Origin of the sequence: Bradyrhizobium sp. B117 (assembly GCF_038969555.1) — a bacterium.
Taxonomy (GTDB): domain Bacteria; phylum Pseudomonadota; class Alphaproteobacteria; order Rhizobiales; family Xanthobacteraceae; genus Bradyrhizobium.
The window spans coordinates 387,700-413,281 of record NZ_CP152414.1; the positions used below are offsets into that span (position 1 = coordinate 387,700).

The window sequence follows — 25,582 nt, forward strand, 5'->3', positions numbered from 1 at the left end:
CGATGTCGTCCCGGCGAAGGCCGGGACCCATAACCACAGGCCCTAGTTGTTGCGACGACTCGGAGTGACCACTTCCTCTACAACATGACCCAGTGGTTATGGGTCCCGGATCTGCGCGCGCTTCGGGCGCGCTTGTCCGGGACGACGATGGAGATTGAGGCGTGGCGCGCTCTTCGGCGTCACATCAGCAAATCAATCAGATGCGGGATCAGCGGAATGTCCGCGGGCGGCATCGGGTAGTCGCGCAGTCTGTTGGCGCGGACCCAGGCGAGGTTTTGGCCTTCGCGCGCGGTGACCAGCCCTTCCCAGCGCCGGCAGATGTAGAGCGGCATCAGGAGGTGAAACGTGTCGTAGCCGTAGCTCGCAAACGTCAGCGGCGCCAGGCACGGCTCGGCGACGGTGATGCCGAGCTCCTCATGGAGCTCGCGGATCAGGCTCTGCTCCGGCCGTTCGCCGGGCTCGAGCTTGCCGCCGGGGAATTCCCACAGGCCCGCCAGCGCCTTGCCCTCGGGACGCTGTGCGATCAGGACGCGCTTGTCGGCGTCGACCAGCGCACAGGCCACCACTAATGTCAGTTTGAGATCGGCCATGCCAAGAATATTGCTCGTTGAAGATGATCCGTAACGGTTCGTTAACTGCGTCGCGGCCGCATTTCCGGGAACCCCATAAGTCATATTTAATCGTCGGTTCCTAGGGTGGGAACTCCTAAAACCACTCTGGACCCGAGCTATGCGCGCTGCGTTTCGCACTCTCTTATGCCATTTCGTCCGCGACCGGCGTGGCAACATCGCGGTGATCTTCGCGCTGGCCTGCGTTCCCTTGATCACGGTGGTCGGCTGCGCGGTCGATTACTCGCGCGCGACGCAGATCCGGTCCAAGCTTCAGGCTGCGGCCGATGCGGCCAGCGTCGGCTCGATCGCCAAGGCCTCGCCGGCCTTTGCCGCCGCGGGCACGATGACCTCCGACGGCTCGATTGCGGTGGGCGTCACCGACGCGCGGAACATCTTCAATGCCAACGTTGCCAATCAGACCGGCTATACGCCGGGCACCGTCACGCCGACCGTGGTCAAGAGCGGCTCGACCGTCACCTCGACCGTCACGTTCAGCGCCACCGTCAACACCATGTTCCTCGGTGTGATCGGCAAGACCTCGCTGGCCCTCACCGGCACGTCCACCGCGACGGCCACCATGCCGCTCTATGTCGACTTCTACCTCTTGCTGGACAATTCGCCGTCGATGGGCGTGGCAGCAACGCCGACGGACATCACGAATATGCAGGCAAGGACAGGTGGATGCGCATTCGCGTGTCACGACACCACCAAGGCGGCCGGCACAAGCAACTACGACATTGCCAAAGCAAATGGCATCACGACCCGAATCGACGTGGTGCGCCAGGCAAGCGCGAACTTGATGGACACAGCCAGGAACACGCAGACTTACACGAACCAGTTCAGAATGGCGATCTACGATTTCGGCGGTGCGTCAGCCACGATCGGATTGAGAAATCTGTTTTCGCTCTCGTCGAGCCTGACATCCGCCAAGACCGCGGCGGGAAGCATCGACCTGATGGCGGTGGCCGGTCAGAATGACGCGTATACTGCCGACAAGGATACGCCCTTCACCACCATTTTTCCTGCGATCAATAACGAAATCGCCTCGCCGGGACCCGGCACATCCGCCTCACCGCTGAAATATCTGTTCCTTGTATCGGATGGCGTCGCCGACGAGACCAACTCGGGCAAGACGATGTGTAGCGTCTCATCCGCCGCGTATCCACTTTACACCCCAACAAACCGCTGTCAGTCGCCGATCAATCCGGCGCTCTGCAAGACGCTCAAGGACCGGGGTATCAAGATCGCGGTGCTGTACACAACATATCAACCCCCGACAGACAATTGGTACAGCACATGGATCGCCCCCTTCAACGCCGGGACGTGGGGGCCGTCTCCGAACAGCAAGATCGCGCAGAACATGCAGGCCTGTGCCTCGCCGGGGCTGTATTTCGAGGTGAGCCCGACGCAAGGCATCTCGGACGCGATGAACGCGCTGTTCAAGAAGGCAGTGGCGGACGCGCGGATTTCGGGGTGAGACTTGTTCACCTCTCCCCGCTTGCGGGGAGAGGTCGGAATTCGCACGTAGCGCGGACTCCGGGTGAGGGGGTACAGGTGCCTCGCCGATCTCACGTGTGGAGAGAGGCCCCTCACCCCGACCCTCTCCCCGTAAGAACGGGGAGAGGGAGAAGACTCAAGACCGGTAATCCCCGTTGATCGCCACATATTCCTTCGTGAGATCGCAGGTCATGACGCGGTCGCGGCCCTTGCCGAGGCCGAGCGAGACCTTGATCGCGATCTCCGGCGCCTTCATCGCTTCCGATACTTGCGCCTCATCATAGTCGGGATCGCGCGCGCCGCTCTTGGCGACGCGGATGCCGTTGAAGGAGATCGAGAGCTTGTCGCGATCGGCGGGCTCGCCGGCCTTGCCGACGGCCATCACCACGCGGCCCCAATTGGCGTCCTCGCCGGCGATCGCGGTCTTGACCAGCGGCGAGTTGGCGATCGACATCGCAATCTTGCGCGCGGAGGCCTTGGTCTTGGCGCCTTCGACGGTGATCTCGACCAGCTTGCGCGCGCCTTCGCCGTCACGGGCCACCTGCTCGGAGAGATTGGCGAGGATCTGGTTGAACGCCTTCACGAAGGCCTTCAGGCGCGGATCGCTGGCGCGGCTGATCTTGGGCGCACCGTGCGCGGCAGCAGCGCCCGTCGCGAACGCCAGCAGCGTGTCGGAGGTCGAGGTGTCGCCGTCGATCGTCACGGCGTTGAACGTGTCCTCGACGCCGGCCTTGAGCAGGGCCCGGAGCGCGGCCGGCGCGATCGGCGCGTCGGTGAAAATGAAGGACAGCATCGTCGCCATGTCGGGGGCGATCATGCCGGCGCCCTTGGCCATGCCGTTGATGGTGACCTTGGCCTTGCCGAGCTTGACCGTCGCGGTCGCGACCTTGGGGAAGGTGTCGGTGGTCATGATCGCCTTGGCCGCGGCGAGGTAGTCGCCGGGCTCGGCGGCCTCGGCGAGGCGACCCAGCACGCCGTCGAACTTGTTCGCGTCCAGCGGCTCGCCGATCACACCGGTCGAGGCCAGGAAGATTTCACCCTCGCTGCACCCGACCGCCTTGGCAGCGATCTTGGCGGTCAGCGCGGTGGAGGCACGGCCGGTCTTGCCGGTGAAGGCGTTGGCATTGCCGGAGTTGACGACCAGCGCGCGGGCCTTGCCGCCCTTCAGCTTGGCGCGGCACCATTCCACCGGCGCCGACGGGCACTTCGACTTGGTGAAGACGCCCGCGACCGCGGTGCCCTTGTCCATCACCGCCAGCAGCACGTCGGTGCGGTTCTTGTAGCGGATGCCGGCCTCGGCCGTCGCGAGACGGACCCCCGCGATCACGGGCATGTCGGGAACGTTCTTCGGGGCGAGCGGGGAGACGGCTGAGGACATCGGGGGGCGCCTTGGTGGGGTCTGGACATGCAGATGGCCGGGGGATGCCCGGCCATTGCGACGTTAGATACTATTGGCGTCCGTGAAGTGACAGCGAATTCTGACTTCTTAGCGGCCTTACTTCTTGGCGGGCGGAGCCATCTTGCTGTCGGAGGGCTTCGCCGCGTCGGCCGGCTTGGCATCCGGCTTGGCGTCCTTGGACGCGTCGGCCTGATCCATCCGCTCGACCTTGGCCTCGCTCCGCAGCTTGGCGACGTAGTCGGCCTGGGCCTTGCGGGTGACGTAGTTCTCGATCTGGGCCTTGACCTGCTCGAAGTCCGGCGCCTTGCGGTTGCGCTTTTCCTCGACCTTGATGATGTGCCAGCCGAACTGCGACTTCACGGGGTCGGAGATCTTGCCCGGCTCCAGCGCGAACGCCACCGCCGAGAATTCCGGCACCATCTGCTCCTTGGTGAAGAAGCCGAGGTCGCCGCCGTCGGCGGAGCCCGGATCCTTGGACTTCTTCTTGGCGAGCTCGGCGAAATCGGCGCCCTTGTCGAGCTCGGCCTTCACCGCCTTGGCCTCGTCCTCGGTCTCGACCAGGATGTGGCGGGCACGCACCTCCTGCTCGCCGGTGATCTGCTTGGAGGCCTCCTCATAGACCTTCTTCATGGCGTCCGGGGTGGTGGCGGCCTTGCCCTCGCCCGCGAGCAGGTTGTCCATCAGCAGGCGGTTGCGGGCGAACGCCAGGCGCTTCTTGAACTCCTCGCTATCCGCGATCTTCTTGTCCTCGGCGGCCTTGGAGACGATCTTCATGTCGATCAGGAACGACAGGACGTTCTCGTCCTTGGTAGCAGGGTCCATCTGCGCGAGGCTCGGTCCGAGTTCCTCCTCGGCCATGGCGACGTCGCTCTTCTTGATCTCGGCGCCATTGACCTTCGCCAGAACCGGATCGTCGGCGGCCCGGAGCGGGCCTGCGATCGCCAGGGTCAGCGCCAGAGCGAGGCTGCCAGCCAGGGCGGAAGCAAGGCGGAAACGCTGGCCGGTGGTTACCGGGAACGAGGTGGTCATGGAAAATCCTTTTGTTGAAGCAGGGGGCTGCTCGAGCGGGGCGGACACTCGCCCAATTCAGGGGGCCTTTGCAACGCGAAAAGTCTGTCAATTTGATGAATTAGCCGCAATGCGGCCGCCGTTGACAAGGCTCGGACCCGGCCATATCTCTGCCCGGTCGCGTCCATGGCGATGGCGTTTATTTTGCTGCGTTTTTGGCCGTTGAACCCTGACTTGCCCAATTCCCACCCATATGGCGGACGACCCCCGCAGTCCGGGCTCTGGCGCCATCAGGCGTCACGGTGAGTTGATAGGCAGGCGGGTGACAACCTTTTGGCTGCCACGCGGTTAAATCGCGAACACAGGAACTGGTCATGATCGGCGCGCTCGCCCGCAAGTTTTTCGGCTCCTCCAACGACAGGCGGGTGAAGGGATACCAGTCCCGCGTCAACGCGATCAACGCGCTGGAGCCCGAAGTCTCGAAGCTTTCCGACGAGGCCCTCAAGGCCCGCACCGCCGAGTTCAAGAAGCAGCTCGCCGAAGGCAAGACGCTCGACGACCTCCTCGTCCCCGCCTTCGCCACCGTGCGCGAGGCGGCCAAGCGCACGCTCGGCCAGCGCCATTTCGACGTCCAGCTGATCGGCGGCATGGTGCTGCACGAGGGCGACATCGCCGAGATGAAGACCGGCGAAGGCAAGACGCTGGTGGCAACGCTCGCGGTCTATCTCAACGCGCTCGCCGGCAAGGGCGTCCACGTCGTCACCGTCAACGACTACCTCGCCCGCCGCGACTCCGGCTGGATGGGCCAGATCTACGGCTTCCTCGGCCTGACCACCGGCGTGATCGTGCATGGCCTGGACGATGCCGAGCGCAAGGCGGCCTATGCCTGCGACATCACCTACGGCACCAACAACGAATACGGCTTCGACTATCTGCGCGACAACATGAAGTACCGGCTCGAGGACATGGTCCAGCGGCCGCACTTCTTCGCCATCGTCGACGAGGTCGACTCCATCCTGATCGACGAGGCGCGCACGCCGCTGATCATCTCCGGCCCGCTCGACGACCGCTCCGACTTCTACAACACCATCGATGGCTTCCTGCCCAAGCTCGACAAGACCGATTTCGAGGTCGACGAGAAGCAGCGCACGGTGACGCTGACCGAAGCCGGCATGGAAAAGATCGAGACGCTGCTGCGCGATGCCGGCCAGCTCAAGGGCGAGTCGCTCTACGACGTCGAGAACGTCTCGGTTGTGCACCACATCAACCAGGCGCTGCGCGCCCACACGCTGTTCACGCGCGACAAGGACTACATCGTCCGCGACAACGAGGTCGTCATCATCGACGAGTTCACCGGCCGCATGATGCCGGGCCGCCGCTATTCGGAAGGCCTGCACCAGGCGCTGGAAGCCAAGGAGCACGTCCAGGTCCAGCCCGAGAACCAGACGCTGGCCTCGATCACCTTCCAGAACTACTTCCGCATGTACGAGAAGCTGGCCGGCATGACCGGTACGGCCGCGACCGAAGCTGATGAATTGTTCGACATCTACAAGCTCGAGGTCGTGGAGATCCCGACCAATCTGTCGATTGCGCGTCTCGACGAGGACGACGAGGTCTATCGCACCCAGAAGGAAAAATACCAGGCCATCCTCGCCGAGATCGAGCGCGCGAATTCGCGGCTGCAGCCGGTGCTGGTCGGCACCGCCTCGATCGAGAAGTCGGAAGTGCTCGCCGAATTCCTGAAGCAGAACGGCTACAAGCAGATCGACTTCGGCAAGGAGCACGCGCTCGACAAGCTCTATGCCGCCGCCCGCGCCGGCAAGCCGGCAAAGCTGTTCGCGGTGTTGAACGCGCGCTTCCACGAGCAGGAAGCCTATATCGTCGCGGAAGCCGGCGTGCCCGGCGCGATCACGATCGCGACCAACATGGCTGGCCGCGGTACCGACATCAAGCTCGGTGGCTCGCTCGAGATGCGCCTCCAGCAGGAGACGGCCGGCATCACCGACGAGGCCGAGAAGGCCAAGAAGATCGAGCAGATCAAGGCCGACATCGAGCACTTCCGCGGCATCGTGCTGAAGGCCGAGGAGACCGTCGAGGTCGAGCCGGCGAAGGGCTCAAAGCCCGCCAAGACCGTGAAGAAGCCCGGTGGCCTCTACATCATCGGCTCCGAGCGCCATGAATCTCGCCGCATCGACAACCAGCTCCGCGGCCGTTCCGGCCGTCAGGGCGACCCCGGCCGCTCAAAGTTCTTCCTGTCGCTGGAAGACGATCTGATGCGCATCTTCGGCTCGGACCGTCTCGACAGCATGCTGCAGCGTCTCGGCCTGCAGGAGGGCGAGGCGATCATCCATCCCTGGATCAACAAGGCGCTCGAGAAGGCGCAGCAGAAGGTCGAGGCGCGCAACTTCGACATCCGCAAGAATCTCCTCAAGTTCGACAACGTCCAGAACGACCAGCGCAAGGTGATCTTCGACCAGCGCGTCGACCTGATGAAGGACGACAGCGTCGCCGAGACCGTCACCGACATGCGCCATGCCTTCATCGACGACCTCGTCGCCAAGCACGTGCCCGAGCATGCCTATGCCGAGCAGTGGGACGTCGCCGGCCTGAAGGACGAATTGAAGCGCGTGCTCGATCTCGACCTGCCGGTCGACGACTGGGCCAAGGAAGAAGGCATCGCGGACGAGGAGCTGCTGACCCGCATCGAGACCAAGGCCGACGAGCACATGGCTGCCAAGGTCGCGCAATGGGGCCCCGACGTGATGCGTTACGTCGAGAAGACCATCCTCTTGCAGACTCTCGACCATCTCTGGCGCGAGCACCTGATCATGCTCGACCATCTGCGGCAGGTCATCGGCCTCCGCGGCTACGGCCAGCGCGATCCGTTGCAGGAGTACAAGACCGAGGCCTTCAACCTCTTCCAGGAGATGAGCGCGCATCTGCGCGAGGCCGTCACGGCGCAGCTGATGCGCGTCGAGATCGTCCCGCCGGAGCAGGAAGCCCCCATCCTGCCGGCGATGGAAGCGCACAAGTTCGACCCAAACACCGGCGAAGACGAAATGGCCCTCGCCAGCGTCACCCTCGCTCCGCAGGCGACCGACGCGGCGCTGCGCGACCCGAAGAACCCGGCCAGCTGGGGCAAGGTCGGCCGCAACGAGGACTGCCCCTGCGGCAGTGGCAAGAAGTACAAGCACTGCCACGGGCGGTATGCGTAAGGCTTGAAACATGAGGCGCGAAGCTCGCGCCTCAATTCCCGCTGTCGTCGCCCGGCTTGACCGGGCGATCCAGTACGCTGCGGCCTCTCGGTTCAACCACATCAGTCTCTGGAATACTGGATCGCCCGCCCCTGTGCGCAATTGCGCACTAAAGCGCGATGAGATCAGGATGATTCGTCATCGCGCTTTAGGTTATTGTTTGCGCATGATCTTTTCGGAAAACCGCTGCGCACTTTTCCGGATCATGCTTTAGGCGGGCGATGACGGCGAGTGTGTGGTGCGTACTGCGCTCGCTCGTCCGGGACGTTGAGGGAGCTCGCTAGCCGCCCTTCAATTCGAGCTGTCGATCAAGCTCTCCAGGAGCCGCTTCAATTCGCTCGTGGACTTGTCGCCGTAGCTCTCCAGGATGTGCTCTTCCTGATCCACCGCGAGCGAGTTGAGCTTCTTGCACAGCACCTTGCCGCGGTCGGAGATGAACATCAGCACCTTGCGGCGATCGTTCGGGTCCTGCACGCGATAGACCAGCGTGTCGGAGACCATGCGGTCGATCATCTTGGTCAGCGTCGGATGGTTGAGCAGCACCGCGTCCGCAAGCTCGCCCATCGAATGGCCGTTGCCATCGGAGAGAACTTTCAGGATGCGCCATTGCTCGACGGGAACGCCCTCTTTGCTCAGGCGCAGTTCCAGCTGCCGGTTGATCTCCCGGTTGGCTTGCGCGAGCAGGTAGGCGAGGTGTTCGGTGATCGGGAAGTTTTCTTTCGACGGTTTTGCCACGGCTAAGACTTCGTCTTGACCCAAATGAGTGAATGTCTTGCAATCAATGCTGCATCTATATGCACTTCAATTGTTGAATATTCAATATTTTCAAAATAGGATGATTGCCCAACAAAAGGGCGGAAGCCGCGGCCGCCCGCAGAATGTGCTTTCAGGTCTGGTCCCAGACAGGAGTTGGCGTGCGCGCGACGGTAAACTTCCCGGCTCACGGCGGTCCGGCGTTGCCGCCGTCCTTGCTGTTCAGGAATCTGTCGTCATCGGCGGCTGACGGTGCGTTGTCGCCGAGCGATCACATGGTCTTCCGGCGACGCCGCGCCAACAAGCTGCGCATCGGCGGCTTCATCTGCTGCACCGGCTCGCCCGGAGTGTGGGGGCCTTGTGCGACCAACAGCGCGCAGCTCGCCGTCGCCGAGATCAACAAGCGCGGCGGCATCCTCGGCCGCGAGATCGAGTTTTCCGTCTACGACGCCGGCGGACCGCTGGATGAAGTGCTGAACCGCGCCGAGCAGGCGATCGCGTTCGACGAGATCGATCTCATCGTGGGCTTGCACACCAGCGCGGTCCGCGTCGCCTTGCGCGACGTCACCACGCGGCATCGTATCCCTTACATCTACACGCCGGTCTATGAAGGCGGCGAGCGCACGCCGGGCGTGATGGCGATCGGTGAGACGCCGCGCTGGCAGAGCCGGCCATCGATCCACTGGCTGGCGGATGTCAAGAAAGCAAAGCGCTGGTACCTGATCGGCAGCGATTATGTCTGGCCCTGGCAATCGCACCGCGCCGTGAAGAACTACATCAGGGAAACCGGCGGCCACGTCGTCGGCGAGGAGTTCGTTCCCCTCGGCGAGGACAATCATGAGCCGCATCTGGCGCGCATTCGCGCCGCGCGGCCTGACGTGGTGCTGATCTCGCTGATCGGCACGGACAGCAGCACCTTCAATCGCGCCTTCGGCGAATGCGGCCTCGGCGCCACCACGCTGCGGCTTGCGGGCGCCATGGACGAGACGGTGCTGCTCGGCATCGGCGCGGACAACAGCGAGAACATGTTCTGCGCCTCGGGCTATTTCACCGGCACCGGCGCGCGCGCCAATGACGACTTCCAGAGCCGCTATCGCGCGATGTTCGGACCGAATGCGCCGCCGATCGGTTCGGTCGGGCAGTCCGGCTACGAAGGCCTGCGTTTTCTCGAAGCGGTCGCCAACAAGGCCGGCTCATTGGCGATGGGGCCCATGCTCGCAGCCGGCCGCAATATCGTCTACGGCGGCGCCCGCGGGCAGGTCGCCGTCCGCAACGGGCATGTGCGGATGCCGATGCATCTCGCCGAGGCCGATGGTCTCGACTTCAAGCTGATCAAGCCGGTCTGACTGACGCAGTCAATTCGCCGGGCGCGTTGCGCCAAAATAATACTTGAAAAGGAAAATATTTCCGTTTTGAATGTTTTGGCGAGGCCGGTGGTGCGTGCGTCGCGCCGGGGGCGGCCGCGCCCAACGTTCGTTGCAAGAAACTTCAGGAGAGCGCCGTGACAGTTGTTCTTCCCACGCCAGCCCAGCTTCGCAGTGTCGCCGAGCAGTGCGGTCTTTCGCTGACCGACGACGACGTCGCCTCGTTCCGCGGCCTGATGCAGGGCTCGATCGAGGCCTACAATCTCGTTGCCGCGATGCCCGACGAGGTGCCCGAGGTGAAATACCCGCGCACGCCGGGCTACAGGCCCTCGGCCGAGGAGAACCCTCGCAATGCCTGGTATCGCAAGTCGACCGTGAAGGGTGCCGCCAGCGGCAAGCTCAAGGGCAAGACGATTGCCCTGAAGGACAACATCATGCTGGCCGGTGTTCCCATGACCAACGGCTCGTCGACGCTGGAGGGCTATGTGCCCGACTTCGATGCCACCATCGTCACGCGCATGCTGGATGCCGGCGCCGAGATCAAGGGCAAGGTGCATTGCGAGCACTTCTGTCTGTCCGGCGGCAGCCACACCGGCTCCTACGGGCCGGTGCATAATCCGCACAAGATGGGTTACTCGGCCGGCGGCTCGTCGTCGGGTTCGGGCGTCGTGGTTGCGCTCGGCGAGGTCGACATGGCGATCGGCGGCGACCAGGGCGGCTCGATCCGCATGCCGTCCTCGTTCTGCGGCATCTACGGCACGAAGCCGACCTGGGGCCTCGTGCCCTATACCGGGATCATGCCGATCGAGATCTATGTCGATCATACCGGCCCGATGACCGCGACGGTCGCCGACAATGCGCTGCTGCTCGAAGTGCTCGCCGGCGATGATGGCTACGATCCCCGCATCAAGGCGCCGAAGGTTGAGGAATACACCAAGGCACTCGGCCAGGGCGTCAAGGGCATGAAGATCGGCATCGTCAAGGAAGGCTTTGAGCAGCCAGTCGCAGAGGCCGCGGTGAATGAGAGCGTGCGCGAGGCGGCAAAGCGCTTCAAGGATTTGGGCGCCACGGTAGAGACCGTGTCGATCCCGATGCACCTCCTGGGTGGCGCGATCTGGACCCCGATCGGTACCGAAGGTCTGACCCAGACCATGATGTTCGGCGACGGCTACGGCCTCAGCCGCGGCGATCTCTATTCGACCTCGCTGATGGATTTTCATCGCGGCTGGCGCCGGCAGGCGGACTCGCTGTCGGAGACCACGAAGCTGTTCATGATGCTCGGCACCTACATCAACAACAATTTCGGTCCGCGCTTCTACGGCAAGGCGCTCAACATCTCCCGCCGGTTGACCGCCGCCTACGACAAGGCATTCGGCGATTACGATCTGCTGCTGATGCCGACCACGCCGATGAAGGCGACCAAGCTGCCGGAGCCCAATGCCAGCCGCGAGGAGTACGTTGCGCGCGCGCTTGAGATGATCTCGAACACCGCGCCGTTCGACATCACCCACCACCCCGCGATGTCGCTGCCCTGCGGCATGGTCGACGGCCTGCCGGTCGGCCTGATGCTGGTCGGCCGCATGTTCGAGGAATCCACCATCTATCGTGCCGCCCATGCCTTCGAGCAGATCGGCGACTGGAAGAAGATGTGAGCAAGGCGTTGACACAGGCGGACGGAACGGCACGGCATGGCTAATGCGTTCGTCGCGGCGTTCGAAATCCTGAGCTTCGGCGCGATCATCGTTCTGATCGTGCTGGGGCTCGGGATCATCGCCAGCATGATGGGTATCTTCAACTTCGCGCAGGGCGAGTTCGTCCTGCTCGGGGCCTACATCACCTATCTCGCCTATGCCAAGGGCCTGCCGATCTGGGCCGGCATGGTCGCGGCGCCCTTTGTGGTCGGCGCGCTCGGTTTCGTGCTGGAGGCGCTGATCATCCGCCGCTTCTACGCCGCGCCGATCGTGGCGATGCTCGGCACCTACGCGCTCGGTCTCATCATCCGCGAAGCCGTGCGCGGCCTGATCGGCGGCTTCTATCTCACCGTGCCCGAGCCGATCGGCGGCTCCATCGATTTCGGCACGATCCACATTTCGGCCTGGCGCTTCACCATCATCGTCATCACGCTGCTGGTGATGGCGGGCTGCTACCTCCTGCTGTCGCGCACCAGTTTTGGTCTGCGCATGCGCGCGACGCTGGAAAATCCGTCGCTGGCGCGCGCCTCCGGCATTTCCACGCCGCTGATGTACGGCGCCACGTTTGCCTTCGGCTCCGCGCTCGCCGGCCTCGCTGGTGCGCTGATCGTGCCGGTGTTCAGCCTCTACGCCGATCTCGGCCTGCGCTTCCTGATCCAGGGCTTTGTCGCGGTGATGGTCGGCGGCGTCGGCTCCTTCATCGGGCCGGTCGCCGGTGCCGGCGTCATCGGCACGCTCAGCGCCGCACTGCCATGGATCATGGCGCCCGTCGTCGCCGACGTCCTCGTCTTCGTTCTCGCCATTGTTTTCATCAAATTCCGGCCACAGGGCCTCATCGCTGGAAAAGGGGTTTAGTCATGTTCGATCGTACTCAGCTCTCACGCCGTCGCTTCCTCTCCAATTTCGCCTTTGCCTCGGGCGCGGTCGCGACCGGCGTCGGCAGCTGGGTCATCCCTGCGCCCTGGGCCAATGCCGCGGAAGCCCCGATCAAGGTCGGCATCGCGACCGATCTCACCGGCCCGATTGCCTATGCCGGCAATGCCGACGCCAACGTCGCGAAAATGGTGATCAAGGAGATCAACGCGGCCGGCGGCCTGCTCGGCCGTCCGCTCGAGCTCTACATCGAGGACACCGCCTCCAACGAATCCGTCGCCGTCGGCAACGTCCGCAAGCTGATCCAGCGCGACAAGGTCGACATGGTGCTGGGGGGCATCACCTCGTCGATGCGCAACGCGATCAAGGACCCGATCGTGGCGCGCGGCAAGACGCTCTACATCTATCCGCAGCTCTACGAGGGCAAGGAATGCACACCCTATCTGTTCTGCACCGGACCGACGCCGGCTCAGCAATGCGACGAGTTCATCCCCTGGCTGATCAAGAACGGCGGCAAGAAATTTGCGCTGCCGAGCGCCAACTATGTCTGGCCGCACACGCTCAACGTCTATGCCCGCAAGGTGATTGAATCGAACGGCGGCGAGGTCGTGTTCGAGGAATACTATCCGCTCGACCAGGTCGATTTCTCCGCGACGGTCAACCGCATCGTCTCCAACAAGGTCGATGTCGTCTTCAACACCGTCATCCCGCCGGGTGTCGGCCCCTTCTTCAAGCAGCTCTATGAGGCCGGCTTCCTCAAGAACGGCGGGCGCCTCGCCTGCGTCTACTATGACGAGAACACGCTCAACATCAATCAGGCCAACGAGATCGAGGGCCTCGCGAGCTGTCTCGACTATTTCAAGGTGCTGACCAAGGAGAACCCGTTCGACGCCAAGATCCAGGCGGCCTATGAGAAGGATTTTCCGGGCAATTTTCTGTTCGCGGCCGGCAGCGCCGCGACCGGCACCTATCGCGGCCTGAAGCTGTGGGAAGCCGCGGTGAAGGAAGCCGGCAAGATCGACCGCGAGTCGGTCGCAGCCGCGCTCGACCACGCCAAGATCGCCGAAGGTCCCGGGGGACCGGCCGAAATGGTACCGGGCAAGCGGCATTGCAAGATGAAGATGTACACGGCGGTCGCCAAGGGCGGGAACTACGAGATCGTCGCGCGCAGCGAGGGTCTGGTCGATCCCAAGGAATGCTAAGGCGGTCCGTCCTTCACCTCTCCCCGCTGGGGAGAGGTGCAAGGACCAGCACAAGGTGCTTAAATTCGGAATGCTGAAATCCATGGGTGCAGCTAAGCAGGCGGTTCAAGTCGATGTCAGCGGCGAGTCAAATGTTCCGGTGATCGAACGCGCTTCATCGGAGCGAGTAACCGCGCGAAAGATCCTGCCGATCGTGGAGGGCGTGGTGCTCGTCGCCGCGCTGATCGCGCCGCTGGTGCTGCAGGACTATCTCACGGTGTTCGCGACGCGCGTGATCATCCTTGCGCTGTTCGCGCTGTCGTTCGATCTGGTCTGGGGTTATGCCGGCATCATGAGCTTCGGGCAGGCCCTGTTCTTCGGCTCGGCTGGCTATGGCGTGGCGCTGCTGGCGCGCGACCTCGACATCACCAACATCTTCCTGGTGCTGCCCGCGGGCACGCTGATCGGCCTCACCTTCTCACTGTTGCTCGGCGGCTTCCTGCTGCTGGGACGGCACCCCTCCAGCGTGATCTTCGTGTCGCTCGGCACGCTCACCGGCTCCTACGCCGCCGATCGCCTTGCGCGCGGCTGGTACTATCTCGGGGGCCAGAACGGCATCCCCTCCATCGCGCCAATGTCGATCAGTGGCTACGAATTCACGGAGGGGCCGGCCTTCTATTATCTCGTGCTCGGCATCCTCGTCGTGGTTTACCTGCTCTGCCGCTTCCTGGTGCGCTCGCAGTTTGGCCTCGCGCTCGCCGGCCTGCGCGAGAACGAGCAGCGCATTGCCTTCTTCGGCTACAAGACGCAGCATCTTAAGGCGATCATCTTCGCGATCGGCGGCGCCATCGCAGGCCTCGCCGGCAGCCTCTATGCTTTCCACGAGGGCTTTGTCTGGCCCAACATGGTCGGCGTCGTCGTCTCCACGCAAGTGGTGCTCTACGTCCTGTTCGGCGGCTCCGGCACGCTGATCGGCGCCGTCATCGGCACTGTCATCGTCGAGGGCGTCAGCTTCTGGCTCTCGGACAATTATCGCGACATCTGGCCGATCATTCTGGGCATGCTGTTGCTGCTGGTGATCCTGTTCCGGCCGCTCGGTCTGATCAGCTTCGTGCTCGGCGAGCGCGAGCGGGTCGGCAGCTTTGGTGCCGCGCGCAAGGAGAAGCGCAATGCTCCTTGAAGCTGCCGGCATCAAAAAAGTCTTCGGCAAGCTCACCGCGCTCGACGGCGCCGCGCTCACCGTGGGTGAGAACGAGTTTCACGGTCTGATCGGCCCGAACGGTTCCGGCAAGAGCACGCTGATGAAGTGCATCGCGGGCGCCGAAGTGCCGACGCAGGGAAAGGTCTCCTTCGTCAACACCGACATCACGGCGTTCACGCCGACGGAGCGCGCCCGCGCCGGCATGAGCCTGAAATTCCAGATCACCAGCGTGCTGCCTTCGCTGACCCTTTACGACAACATTCTGCTCGCGCTGCAGGCGCAGTCGTCGCTGTTCGACCTCGTGTTCTCGCGTACTCGCGGCGCGCTGCACGACCAGGTCATGACCATGCTGACGCAGTTCCGGCTGGCGAACCGCGCTTTCGATGCGGCAGCGGCACTGTCGCACGGCCAGCAGCAATGGCTGGAGATCGCGATGGCGCTCGCGGGCAAGCCGAAGCTGCTGCTGCTGGATGAGCCCACCGGCGGCATGAGCCTCGAGGAGCGCCGCGTGACCGGCGAACTGCTTCAGCCGATCAAAAAGCATTGCTCGCTCGTCATCGTCGAGCACGACCTCGATTTCATCCGCGACATCTGTGATCGGCTGACCGTGCTCGACCAGGGCAAGGTGCTGGCCTCGGGCACGGTGTCCGAGATCCAGGCCAACCAATCCGTCCAGGAGATCTATCTGCGCCGTGCCTGAATTTTTGGACATCAAGCATCTCGATGCCGGCTACGGCCGCAGTCAGGTCCTGTTCGACGTCACCCTCGGCATCCCCTGGCGCGGCGGCGTCGCCGTGCTCGGCCGCAACGGCGCCGGCAAGACCACGCTGATGAAGACCATCGTCGGCGAATTGCCGGCGTGGAAGGGCGAGGTCGCCTTCGACGGCCGCGATATCAGCCGTCGCCGAACCGAGGAGCGCGTGCGCGCCGGCATCGGCTACGTCCCGCAGGAGCATTCGGTGTTCGCGCGCCTGTCGGTGCGCGACAACCTTGCCGTCGGATCGCTCGCGAAGAAGGATGCCAATGCGGTCGATCGCGTGCTCACCATCTTCCCCAAGCTCGGCCAGCGCCTCGACCAGCCCGCCGGCACGCTCTCGGGCGGCGAGCGCAAGATGCTCGCCATCGGCCGCGCGATGTTGGGTGATCCCAAGCTGTTGTTATTGGACGAACCCACCGAAGGCGTCTGGATCGGCGTGATCGAGGAGATCACCGAACGCCTGATCGCGCTCGCCAAAGAGATCGCCGTCATCATCGTCGAGCAGCACCTCGACCTCGCGCTGCGTGTTGCCGACTACGCCTATGTGCTGGACCGCGGACGAGTCGCGCTGCAAGGCGCGGCGGGCGAGGTGAGGGGCAATCCGGAGCTGATGCGGTATCTGGCGCCGTAGGGGACTTACTGCAAGCGCAACGCTGTTGCCCCGTGTCGCTGTCATGCCCCGCGAAGGCGGGGCATCCAGTACGCCGCGGCTTCTCGGTTCAATCACAGCCGCCTCTGGAATACTGGATTCCCCGCCGGAGCCTGTCATCGGGCTCGCCGAAGGCGAGACCCGGTGGCGGGGAATGACAGCGTCGAGCTTAGATGGATCGGAGAGACCAAGCCGAGCGCCTTACTTCACCGCCCCAAAGCGGCTGTCGAACGAGTTCGACGACACCACGGGCGCTGCGCCGGCCATCTGCTCGCTCGCACCATCGCCCACCGACGGCTTTAGCGCCGGGCGCGTCTGGGCGAGGCGGGTGTCGGGCTGCTGCGGCTTCGGCGCCTCGGCGGGCTTGGCGGCGGCGACCGTCGGCTTCGGCGCGTCCTTCGCTGCGTCCTTGGACTTGTCGTGGCCCGGCACGAAGCGAGTCACTGCGGCCTTCAGCCGGGACGCTGCGGTCGGCGCCGTCGTGGTGCTCGCGGCCGGAGCGGCGGACGCGGTGGCTTGCGGCGGAGGCGTCGTCGTCGCCGTGGTGTCGGCGGTGCCGAGGCCCATCTTGCGGCCGAGATTCGAGAAGAAGCCGCCTTGGGATTTCTCTTGGGATTTTTCCTGGGATTTCTCGGCCGGCTGAGCCGAGGCAACGCGGGTGTTGGTCGCGGGTGCGCTGACGGCGACGACCGGCTCCTGGCTCGCGGGAGCGGTGGCGACGGCATCGAGATTCGGCTTGGGCGGATTGACGTGGCCCGGGATCGTGCCCGGCGCCTTCGCCATCGCCAGCATTTCCAGGGTCGAGCCTTCGGCGCTCTCGGACAGGCCGGTCGATCCCTCCGGAATCTTGGAGGCGAAGATCTTGTTCATGCCGCCGTCGATGCCGGTGTTCATGCGCGCCATCGGCGTGCCCTTGGCGACGAGCTTGGCGTAGGCGGCCTCGTCCTGCTGCTGCTTCTCGCGCACAGCGCTGGCGATGTCCTCGGGGATCACATAGGCCGGGCATTTTGCGGAGGCGTCGAACACCGGATCGCGCTTGGCGTCGGCCGGCTTTGCCGCGTCGAAGACGTACTTCGTCTCGCAGAAATCGACCTTCGGCTCCTGCCGCGTCACCTCGAAATGATCATAGCCTTCCTTGATCATCTTCCAGAACGGCATGTTCGGATTGTTCCGGTGCTTAGCCATGTTCACCGGCGTCATCTTGAACGGATAGGCCTGCAGCTGGAACGCCTTCTGGCCGCCGAAGAAGGATTCGCGCCCGAGCGAATAGATCTCCGCGATCTGCTCGTCGGTCATCGCGTAGCAGCCGCGCGAGGAGCAATCGCCGTGCACCATCAACTGCGAGCCGGTGCGGCCCAGCGCCTTGTCGAACGCGTTCGGGTAACCCGTGTTGAAGGACAGGTAGTACGCCGACTGCGGATTCATCTGGCTCGGATTGATCGAATAAAATCCTTCCGGCGCCTGGCGGTCGCCTTCGCGCACCTTGGGGCCGAGATCGCCCGACCAGCGGCAGATCGGATAGGTCTTGAGCAGCGCGAACTGGCCGTTGCGAGTCTGCTTCCAGACCTCGAGCTCGGCCTCCTGCTTGAACAGGCGGACCAGGATCGGCGATTGCAGGTCCATGTTCTTCTCGACCATCGCGGCGAGAAGCTTTGGCGGCACCGGCTGGTTGGCCTTGGCATTGGTCGCGAGCGAGACCTGGTCGGTATCGCAGCCGGTCAGCAGGACGCCGGCCGTCATCAGCGCAACCGAAGCCAAGAGCGCGCGAGCAAGCGAACGAGAAATCAAGATGGACCCCACACCGTGCCGGGCAGAGAGCGCGAACCCCACTTCCTTTGGCGCATGATCCGAGCGGAAACCGACCCGCCGAAACGGGCTCGTTCAGACCACGCTCCAGCGCTTATGCCTGAAGCCATTCATTAAAATTCTAACCTCTGGGTCATGTGGTCGCAACCCGAGCGGGGATCACGAGGCCGTTGGCCCAGTGGCATGGTCAACAGAGACTAAATGGACGCAACTTTGGGCCGTACTTGGGCCTTTCGGCCAAAACGGTACAGAGATCGCCGATTTGGGCAAAAAAAGGGTTAACGCGGGGTTACCGGGGACGGCTGGGGGAGGTCCCGTAGGGTGGGCAAGGCGCGAAGCGCCGTGCCCACGAGCTGTTCGTAAGGTGGGGAATGGTGGGCACGTCGCTTTGCCCACCCTACGCCACCGAATCTAATCCGAATCAGCCCAGTTTCCGGCCGATATCGAGGAATTTCTGCCGCCGCTGCTTGCGGATGGCGTCGCCGTCCATGCCGCGCAGCTCGTCGAACGCCTTGGCGATGGCCTCGCCCGTGGTGGCGATCATGGCGGCGGGGTCGCGATGGGCGCCGCCGACCGGCTCCTTCAGGATCTGGTCGATCACCCCGAAGCGGAGCATGTCCTGGGCGGTGATCTTCATGTTGTTGGCGGCTTCCTGCGCCTTGGTGCCGTCGCGCCAGAGGATGGAGGAGGCGGCCTCCGGCGAGATCACGCTGTAGATCGCGTGTTCCAGCATCAACACCTTGTTGGCGGTGGTGATGGCGATGGCGCCGCCCGACATGCCCTCGCCGGTGATGATCGCGACGTTCGGCACGGTCAGCGCCAGGCACGCATCGGTCGAGCGCGCGATCGCCTCGGCCTGTCCCCGCTCCTCGGCGCCGATGCCGGGATAGGCGCCGGCGGAATCGGCGAGCGACAGCACGGGCAGGCCGAACCGCTCGGCCATCTCCATCAGCCGCACGCATTTGCGATAGCCTTCGGGGCGCGCCATGCCGAAATTGTGCCGGATGCGGCTGTCGGTGGAATCGCCCTTTTCCTGGCCCATCACGCAGATCGGCTCGCCGCGGAAACGGCCGAAGCCGGCAACCAGCGCCTCGTCCTCGCCGAATTTGCGGTCGCCGGCGAGCGGAGTGAATTCGGTGATCAGGCCCTTGATGAAGTCGTTGAAATGCGGCCGCTGCGGATGCCGCGCGACCAGCGTCTTCTGCCACGGGGTCAGGTTCAGATAGAGGTCGGCCAGTGCCTGCGCCGCCTTGTCCTCGATCCGCCCGATCTCCTCGGCGATGTCGGTGCCGGAGGCCGCCAGCGTCCTGAGCTCGTCGACCTTGGAGTCGAGCTCGGCGACGGGCTTTTCGAAGTCGAGATAGCTGCGCATCTGGTCTGGCATCAACTCAATATAGGAAGGATCGGGCGAAGCGGCGAAGCGGATTTGGGCTCGATGAGAGAAGTGTAGCTTCTTCAAGGGCTTGACCTGTGCGCTCTAAGAAGCGCGCCAGATCATTCGAAAGGTCCCGGCTCTTTCTGCGGAGATGTTGCCGAAGTCAAGGCGGTTTCGCTCCCTGCTGTCGTCCCGACCCGGATCTCGTGTCCCGGACGCGCTGCAGCGCTTCTATAGCGCTGCTGCGCAGAGCCGGGACCCAGCAAGCGGCAATGGGCCCCGGCTCTGCGGCGCCATAGCGCGTCGAAGACGCGCGTAAACGCGCTTATGTCACGCTGCGCCGCGATCGGGGCACGAGACCTGTTCACCTTTCCGCCAGCGGGTGCAGATCGCGCACCAGGCTCTTCAGCCGCTCCTCGACCACATGGGTGTAGATCTGGGTGGTCGAGATGTCGGTATGGCCGAGCAGCGTCTGCACGATGCGCAAATCGGCGCCGTTGTGGAGCAGGTGGCTGGCGAAGGCATGGCGCAGCACGTGCGGGGAGACCAGCCGGGCCTGCAGCCCCGAGGCAACTGCGAGCTCCTTGAGGTCGCGGGCAAAATGCTGGCGCGTCAGGTGCCCGCTCTCGCCGAAGGAGGGGAATAGCCATTTCGCGGCGGCGAGGCTGTCTTTCTTCTCGCCCTTGTTGTTTTCCTTGGCGGCTTCCGTCGCCGCGAGATAATCCGCCATCGCCTGCCGCGAAGCGTCGTTGAGCGGCACCAGGCGTTCCTTGTTGCCCTTGCCGCGCACCACGATCATGCGGGCGTCGCGCTTGGCCGCCGAGCGCGGCAGCGCCACCAGCTCGGAGACGCGCAGGCCCGTGGCGTAGAGCACTTCCAGCAGGCAGTAGAGCCGTAAGCTCCGCAGTCGTTTCGAAGGCGAGGCCTCTGCCGCCTCGCTCAATTCCTTGGCGCGGCGGAGCATGCGGTCGACATCGGAGATCGAGAGCACCTTTGGCAGGCCGCGGCCGCGCTTGGGCCCGGACAGGATCGCGGCGGGATCATCGCTCCGGATCCGCTCGCTCAAAAGGAAGCGGTAGAGATGCCGCATCGCCGACAGCCTTCGGGCGACGCTGGTGGATTTGAAGCCGCGGGTGTCGAGGTCGGCGAGATAGTCGCGCAGCGTTTGCGTCTCCGCATCCGCAAAACCATGGCCGACCCGGCCCAAAAACTCCGAGAAATCGGTGAGGTCGCGGCGGTACGCGTCGAGCGTATTGGGGCCGGCGCCCTGTTCCGCCGCGAGCATGTCGAGGAACAGGCCGATGAGCTTGGCATCTGAGGGCTTGCTGACAGAAGATTTGGCGCGCATGCCCGTCAGGCTAGCTCCTATTTCTTGAGAAATTTATCCGGCGGGATCGTCACGGTCATTTCCCGCGACTTGGGGCTGACGAAGTTCGCCAGCGCGAACACCACGCCATAGACGATGCCGGCGATCACGGCGACGACCGTCAGGAAGCGGAACAGGCTGGGCATCGGGATAGGGTCTCGAGGCGTGGCGAATTAACCAATGAAATCATCCAACATGTTCGCCGTTTCGTGGCAAGAGTCCTCTGGCGAGGCCCCCTGCGGGGTCGTATAGGTGGCCAAACCCCCCGCCCTTGGCGGCAGATTGAGCGAGATCCTGAGCGAAATTCATGTCCGACGCCGTCCTGCCGATTCCCGCGTCCCCCGAGGCCGACATCCTGTCGGTGCTCGGTGCGCGCTCGATCGTGCTCGTCGGCATGATGGGGGTGGGCAAGTCCACCATCGGCCGCCGCATGGCTCTCAGGCTCAAGCTGCCCTTCATCGACGCCGACACCGAGATCGAGGCGGCGGCCGGCATGACCATACCAGAGATTTTCGAGCGCCATGGCGAGCCGCATTTCCGCGACGGCGAGGCGCGCGTGATCGCGCGGTTGCTCGACGGCGGCCCTGTTGTGCTTGCGACCGGCGGCGGTGCCTTCATGCGCGAGGAGACGCGCAAGCGCATCGCGGCCAAGGCGGTCTCGATCTGGCTCAAGGCCGACCACGACGTCATCATGCGCCGCGTCCGCCGGCGCGCCGACCGTCCGCTGCTTCAGACCGCCGACCCCGAAGGAACCGTGACGCGCCTGCTCACCGAGCGTGAGCCGATCTACGGCAATGCCGACCTCACCATCGCCTCGCGCGACGTGCCGCACGACAAGATCGTCGAGGAGACCATCGAGATGCTGCACGCCCATCTCTGCGGCGCGCAGTCCGCCCCGCCACCTGCCGACGTCGCGAGTGCCGCACGATGACCGCGCCCCTGAAGCATTCCGACCCTGTCAACGTCGACGTCGCGCTCGGCGACCGCGCCTATGACATCGTGATCGGCCGCGGCGTGCTGTCTTCGCTCGGCGAGCGCGTCGCGGCGCTGCGCCCCGGCGTCCGCACCGCGATCGTGACGGATCGCACCGTCGCAAAGTACTGGCTCGAGCCGACCGAAGCTTCGCTCGCGGCGAGCGGCATCCCGACCGCGCGCATCGTGGTCGAGGAAGGCGAGATCTCGAAAACTTACGCGGGCCTCGAAAAGGTCAGCGAAGCCCTGATCGCCGCCAAGATCGAGCGCAACGATCTCGTCATCGCGCTCGGCGGCGGCGTGGTCGGTGATCTCGCCGGCTTTGCCGCGGCGATCCTGCGCCGGGGCGTCGATTTCGTGCAGGTGCCGACCTCGCTCCTGGCGCAGGTCGATTCCTCCGTCGGCGGCAAGACCGGCATCAACTCGCCGCAGGGCAAGAATTTGCTCGGCGCCTTCCACCAGCCAGTGCTGGTCATTGCCGACACCGCCGTGCTCGACACGCTGTCGCCACGCCAGTTCCGCGCCGGTTATGCCGAGGTCGCCAAATACGGCGTGCTCGGGGATGAAGCCTTCTTCTCCTGGCTGGAAAAGAACCATTCCGACATCTTCAAGGGCGGCTCGGCACGCGAGCACGCGATCGCGACCTCCTGCCGCGCCAAGGCCGGCGTCGTCTCGCGCGACGAGCGCGAGACCGGCGAGCGCGCGCTGCTCAATCTCGGCCACACCTTCGGTCACGCGCTGGAAGCGGCGACCGGTTTCTCCGATCGCCTGTTCCATGGCGAGGGCGTCGCCATCGGCATGACGCTGGCGGCGCAGTTCTCGGCGAAGCTCGGCATGATCGGCGAGATCGAGGCGGCACGCGTCGAGCGGCATCTGATCGAGGCGGGCCTGCCGACGCGCTTGCAGGACATCGCGGGTTTCGCGCAGGAAGGGCTCGCCGACGCCGACGCGCTGATGGCGCTGATGGCGCAGGACAAGAAGGTCAAGCGCGGCAAGCTCACCTTCATCCTGCTCGAGGCCGTCGGGCGCGCCGTCATCGCCAAGGATGTCGAGCCGGCCCCGGTGCGCGATTTCCTGAAGGACAAGCTCGCGCAGAAGGCTTGATGCGCTGAAGAGCGTTTTCGAGCGAAGTGGACACCGGTTCGCGTAAAGAAAACGCGTCAGAACAAGAATTTCGAGTGATGCATGGACTGGCTCGGCTTCACCATCGTCATCATCTGCCTGCTCGTCTCGGGCTTCTTCGCCGCGAGCGAGACCGCGCTGACCGGTGCCTCGCGCGCCAGCATGCTGAGGCTCTCCAAGCAGGGTAACCGCGACGCGGACGTCGTCTCGGACCTGCTCGACATGCGCGAGCGCCTGATCGGCGCGCTGCTGCTCGGCAACAATATCGCCAATATCGGGGCGTCAGCGCTTGCCACCGGCATCTTCACGGCCTGGTTCGGCGATGTCGGCGTGCTCTATGCCACCGGCGTGATGACCGCGCTGGTCGTGATTTTCGCGGAAGTGCTGCCCAAGACCATCGCGATCAACGCGCCCGACCGCATGGCGCTCGCTGTCGCGCGCCCGATGCGGCTGACCATGTATGTGCTGGGGCCGCTGCTGCGGATCGTCGAAGTCATCGTGCGCGTCCTGATGCGCCTGTTCGGCCTTGCGGGCGAGCACCAGGCGATCCTGTCGCCGACCGAGCGCCTGCGCGGCGCGGTCGACCTGTTGCATCACGAAGGCAAGGTCGAGAAGCAGGACCGCGACATGCTCGGCGGCCTGCTCGATCTGCGCGAGCTCCAGGTCTCCGACGTCATGATCCATCGCACCGAGATGATGATGATCAATGCCGATCTGCCGCCGGAGGAGCTGGTGCGCGAGGTGCTGGCGACCGAATACACCCGCATTCCGCTGTGGCGCGAGAAGCCCGAAAACATCATCGGCGTGCTCCACGCCAAGGACCTCCTGCGTGCGATCCGCGCCTCCGACGGCGACACCTCGCGCATCGACGTCTCCACCATCGCGCTGCCGCCCTGGTTCGTGCCGGAGATGCGCCCCGTCTCCGAGCAGCTGAAAGCCTTCCGCCGCCGCAAGACCCATTTCGCGCTGGTCGTCGACGAGTATGGCGAGGTTGAAGGTCTTGTGACGCTGGAAGACATTTTGGAGGAGATCGTCGGCGACATCTCCGACGAGCATGACGTCGTCGTCGCCGGCGTGCGCGCCCAGCCCGATGGTTCGGTGGTGGTCGACGGCTCGGTGCCGATCCGCGATCTCAACCGCGCCATGGACTGGCGTCTGCCCGATGAAGAGGCAACCACGGTCGCCGGCCTCGTCATTCACGAGGCGCGCTCGATCCCCGACCGCGGCCAGAGCTTTACGTTCCACGGCTTCCGTTTCCGCGTCCTCCGCCGCGAACGCAACCGCATCACTGCGCTCCGCATTTCACCGGTGCCGCGCGAGGCCGAGATGGAGGAGGCCAAGCCGAGAAGGGCGGGGACGTCGTTTTGACGCGGCAGTTGTAAGCACTGTAGCTCCCACATCGTCATGGCCGGGCTCGACCCGGCCATCCACGCCTTAATACCCAAACGAAGAACGTGGATGCCCGGGACAAGCCAGGGCATGACGACCATTTCGATTGTGTGCGAGGCCTTCCGGCGAGGGTGAAGAGCCTCAGCCTTCCCCCGGCGCCTGCGCGTGGATCGCCAGCGCGTGCACGCTGCCGGAAAGTTCCGCGGCCAGCGCCGAATTTATCATGCGGTGGCGGTCGACCCGGCTCTTCCCTTTGAAGGCCTGCGACACGATATAAACACGAAAGTGCGTCTCGCCGCTCGGCCGATGACCGGCGTGGCCCTCATGCAGATGTGACTCGTCGACGACCTGCAGGCTTTCCGGCGTGAAAGCTTCCTGCAACTTGTTGCTGATAGTGTCTTTCATAACCATGAGTGCCATTAAGGGACGCGATTGCACTCCGTCAATGCCATAGGCCGCCTCTGGCGGCCGTTCCAAAAACGCCGAAGTGCTACGGGGTTTCGTCCTAATTGCAATGTCAAGACTTGAAGGTTTTTGCATTGCGTAGTCAAAGTCAGCCATGCCGATCGATTCATCAAAGTTCTTCGACTCCATCCGCGTCAAGCCGCGCGGCAAGCAGCCGCAAGCGAAGCCGCGCGAGACCGTGGTCACTTGCGAATGGGCCGGATGCCAGAACAAGGGCTCGCACCGTGCGCCGAAGGGGCGCGAGAACCAGCGCGAGTATTGGCACTTCTGCCTCGACCACGTGCGCGAATACAACCAGAACTACAATTTCTTCTCCGGCATGAACGCCGACGCCGTCGCGCGCTATCAGAAGGATGCGCTGACCGGCCACCGTCCGACCTGGAAGATGGGCGCCAATGGCGGCGTCAAGAAGGGATCGGAAGCCGAGATCGACGGTGCGTTCGATCCGTTCAGCATGTTCAGCGAGATCAACGGCCGTGCCAGCTGGCGCAAGGGTCCGGAGGCCCAGCCCAAGGCCGAGACGCGCAAGGTGATGAACGCCGAGCGCAAGGCGCTCCAGGTCATGGGCCTCGGCCCCGACGCCACGCTCGCCGACGTCAAGACCAAGTACAAGGCGCTGGTCAAGCAGCACCACCCCGACGCCAATGGCGGCGACCGCTCGACCGAGGATCGCCTGATCGAGATCATCAAGGCGTATAATTATCTGAAGACCGTGGTGCGCGAGGCGTAGGGCGCTCGCTTTTCTTCCCTTCTCCCCTTGTGGGAGAAGGTGGCGCGAAGCGCCGGATGAGGGGTTGTCTCAGCGATTTCATCGCAAATGTTTTGCGCGCGGGTAGAGACCCCTCACCC

Annotated in this window: 22 protein-coding genes; 13 read left to right on the forward strand and 9 right to left on the reverse strand. The window is 64.3% G+C overall.

The genetic code is table 11. The features are described from left to right. Positions 1-179: 179 nt before the first annotated feature. Positions 180-590, reverse strand: a complete 411-nt coding sequence (locus AAFG16_RS01850; protein ID WP_283083317.1) for a (deoxy)nucleoside triphosphate pyrophosphohydrolase — start codon at positions 588-590, stop codon at positions 180-182. A 139-nt stretch (positions 591-729) separates the two neighbouring features. Between AAFG16_RS01850 and AAFG16_RS01855 the strand changes: the two genes are divergently transcribed. Further along, a complete protein-coding gene (locus tag AAFG16_RS01855) occupies positions 730-2,088 on the forward strand; it encodes a TadE/TadG family type IV pilus assembly protein (protein ID WP_283083318.1) in 1,359 nt (452 codons plus the stop codon). Between the two features lie 156 nt (positions 2,089-2,244). On the opposite strand, the gene argJ is transcribed toward AAFG16_RS01855, so the two are convergent. Next, positions 2,245-3,486: a bifunctional glutamate N-acetyltransferase/amino-acid acetyltransferase ArgJ gene (gene argJ / locus AAFG16_RS01860; RefSeq protein WP_342736857.1), complete on the reverse strand. Its 1,242-nt coding sequence runs from the start codon at positions 3,484-3,486 to the stop codon at positions 2,245-2,247. 117 nt (positions 3,487-3,603) lie between these two features. Beyond that, positions 3,604-4,536 carry a peptidylprolyl isomerase gene (locus AAFG16_RS01865; RefSeq protein WP_342736859.1) on the reverse strand — a complete coding sequence of 311 codons (933 nt, stop codon included), beginning with the start codon at positions 4,534-4,536 and terminating at the stop codon, positions 3,604-3,606. Positions 4,537-4,889: 353 nt separating this feature from the next. On the opposite strand from AAFG16_RS01865, the gene secA reads away from it, so the two are divergent. Next, the gene (gene secA / locus AAFG16_RS01870) at positions 4,890-7,730 is read left to right on the forward strand and encodes a preprotein translocase subunit SecA (RefSeq protein WP_283083321.1); all 2,841 of its coding nucleotides are present in this window, start codon (positions 4,890-4,892) and stop codon (positions 7,728-7,730) included. Between the two features lie 330 nt (positions 7,731-8,060). Here the strand turns inward: secA and AAFG16_RS01875 are convergent, their stop codons facing one another. Continuing rightward, entirely contained in the window at positions 8,061-8,504 is a 444-nt protein-coding gene (locus AAFG16_RS01875; RefSeq protein WP_342736861.1) for a MarR family transcriptional regulator, read from the reverse strand. A gap of 179 nt (positions 8,505-8,683) precedes the next feature. On the opposite strand from AAFG16_RS01875, the gene AAFG16_RS01880 reads away from it, so the two are divergent. From AAFG16_RS01880 to AAFG16_RS01910, 7 genes are all read left to right on the forward strand, one after another. Continuing rightward, positions 8,684-9,868 (forward strand): substrate-binding domain-containing protein, encoded by a 1,185-nt coding sequence (locus AAFG16_RS01880; protein ID WP_342736863.1) that lies wholly within the window; start codon positions 8,684-8,686, stop codon positions 9,866-9,868. Positions 9,869-10,023: 155 nt separating this feature from the next. Continuing rightward, the gene (locus AAFG16_RS01885; protein WP_342736865.1) at positions 10,024-11,538 is read left to right on the forward strand and encodes an amidase; all 1,515 of its coding nucleotides are present in this window, start codon (positions 10,024-10,026) and stop codon (positions 11,536-11,538) included. A gap of 36 nt (positions 11,539-11,574) precedes the next feature. Next, entirely contained in the window at positions 11,575-12,432 is an 858-nt protein-coding gene (locus AAFG16_RS01890; RefSeq protein ID WP_027563457.1) for a branched-chain amino acid ABC transporter permease, read from the forward strand. Positions 12,433-12,434: 2 nt separating this feature from the next. Next, positions 12,435-13,652 carry a substrate-binding protein gene (locus AAFG16_RS01895; RefSeq protein WP_342736867.1) on the forward strand — a complete coding sequence of 406 codons (1,218 nt, stop codon included), beginning with the start codon at positions 12,435-12,437 and terminating at the stop codon, positions 13,650-13,652. 70 nt (positions 13,653-13,722) lie between these two features. After that, complete coding sequence (locus tag AAFG16_RS01900; protein WP_342736869.1) at positions 13,723-14,811, forward strand: branched-chain amino acid ABC transporter permease; 1,089 nt, start codon at positions 13,723-13,725, stop codon at positions 14,809-14,811. After that, positions 14,801-15,532, forward strand: coding sequence for an ABC transporter ATP-binding protein (locus AAFG16_RS01905; protein ID WP_235541745.1), 732 nt, complete (start codon positions 14,801-14,803; stop codon positions 15,530-15,532). Before AAFG16_RS01900 ends, AAFG16_RS01905 begins: the two co-directional genes overlap by 11 nt. Continuing rightward, a complete protein-coding gene (locus AAFG16_RS01910; RefSeq protein WP_342736873.1) occupies positions 15,525-16,220 on the forward strand; it encodes an ABC transporter ATP-binding protein in 696 nt (231 codons plus the stop codon). Before AAFG16_RS01905 ends, AAFG16_RS01910 begins: the two co-directional genes overlap by 8 nt. A gap of 219 nt (positions 16,221-16,439) precedes the next feature. On the opposite strand, the gene AAFG16_RS01915 is transcribed toward AAFG16_RS01910, so the two are convergent. The 4 genes from AAFG16_RS01915 to AAFG16_RS01930 all read right to left on the reverse strand — a co-directional run bounded on the left by AAFG16_RS01915 (position 16,440) and on the right by AAFG16_RS01930 (position 20,931). After that, on the reverse strand, positions 16,440-17,978 hold the full coding sequence (locus tag AAFG16_RS01915; RefSeq protein WP_342736875.1) for a murein L,D-transpeptidase family protein: 1,539 nt from the start codon (positions 17,976-17,978) through the stop codon (positions 16,440-16,442). Between the two features lie 487 nt (positions 17,979-18,465). Beyond that, on the reverse strand, positions 18,466-19,428 hold the full coding sequence (locus AAFG16_RS01920; RefSeq protein WP_283083331.1) for an acetyl-CoA carboxylase carboxyltransferase subunit alpha: 963 nt from the start codon (positions 19,426-19,428) through the stop codon (positions 18,466-18,468). 355 nt (positions 19,429-19,783) lie between these two features. After that, positions 19,784-20,767: a site-specific tyrosine recombinase XerD gene (xerD, locus tag AAFG16_RS01925; RefSeq protein ID WP_342736877.1), complete on the reverse strand. Its 984-nt coding sequence runs from the start codon at positions 20,765-20,767 to the stop codon at positions 19,784-19,786. Positions 20,768-20,784: 17 nt separating this feature from the next. Next, on the reverse strand, positions 20,785-20,931 hold the full coding sequence (locus tag AAFG16_RS01930) for a hypothetical protein (RefSeq protein ID WP_014439243.1): 147 nt from the start codon (positions 20,929-20,931) through the stop codon (positions 20,785-20,787). A gap of 161 nt (positions 20,932-21,092) precedes the next feature. On the opposite strand from AAFG16_RS01930, the gene AAFG16_RS01935 reads away from it, so the two are divergent. The 3 genes from AAFG16_RS01935 (at position 21,093) to AAFG16_RS01945 (ending at position 24,247) form a co-directional block, all read left to right on the forward strand. Further along, a complete protein-coding gene (locus tag AAFG16_RS01935; RefSeq protein ID WP_342736879.1) occupies positions 21,093-21,716 on the forward strand; it encodes a shikimate kinase in 624 nt (207 codons plus the stop codon). Beyond that, positions 21,713-22,861: a 3-dehydroquinate synthase gene (aroB, locus tag AAFG16_RS01940; protein ID WP_342736881.1), complete on the forward strand. Its 1,149-nt coding sequence runs from the start codon at positions 21,713-21,715 to the stop codon at positions 22,859-22,861. The genes AAFG16_RS01935 and aroB overlap by 4 nt, the downstream gene beginning before the upstream one ends. 81 nt (positions 22,862-22,942) lie before the next feature. Beyond that, a complete protein-coding gene (locus AAFG16_RS01945; protein ID WP_283083336.1) occupies positions 22,943-24,247 on the forward strand; it encodes an HlyC/CorC family transporter in 1,305 nt (434 codons plus the stop codon). A gap of 162 nt (positions 24,248-24,409) precedes the next feature. Here the strand turns inward: AAFG16_RS01945 and AAFG16_RS01950 are convergent, their stop codons facing one another. Beyond that, positions 24,410-24,688, reverse strand: a complete 279-nt coding sequence (locus AAFG16_RS01950; protein WP_283087141.1) for a BolA family protein — start codon at positions 24,686-24,688, stop codon at positions 24,410-24,412. Positions 24,689-24,827: 139 nt separating this feature from the next. Here AAFG16_RS01950 and AAFG16_RS01955 point away from each other — a divergent pair, with 139 nt between their 5' ends. Beyond that, on the forward strand, positions 24,828-25,463 hold the full coding sequence (locus AAFG16_RS01955; protein WP_342736883.1) for a DnaJ domain-containing protein: 636 nt from the start codon (positions 24,828-24,830) through the stop codon (positions 25,461-25,463). Positions 25,464-25,582: the final 119 nt, after the last annotated feature.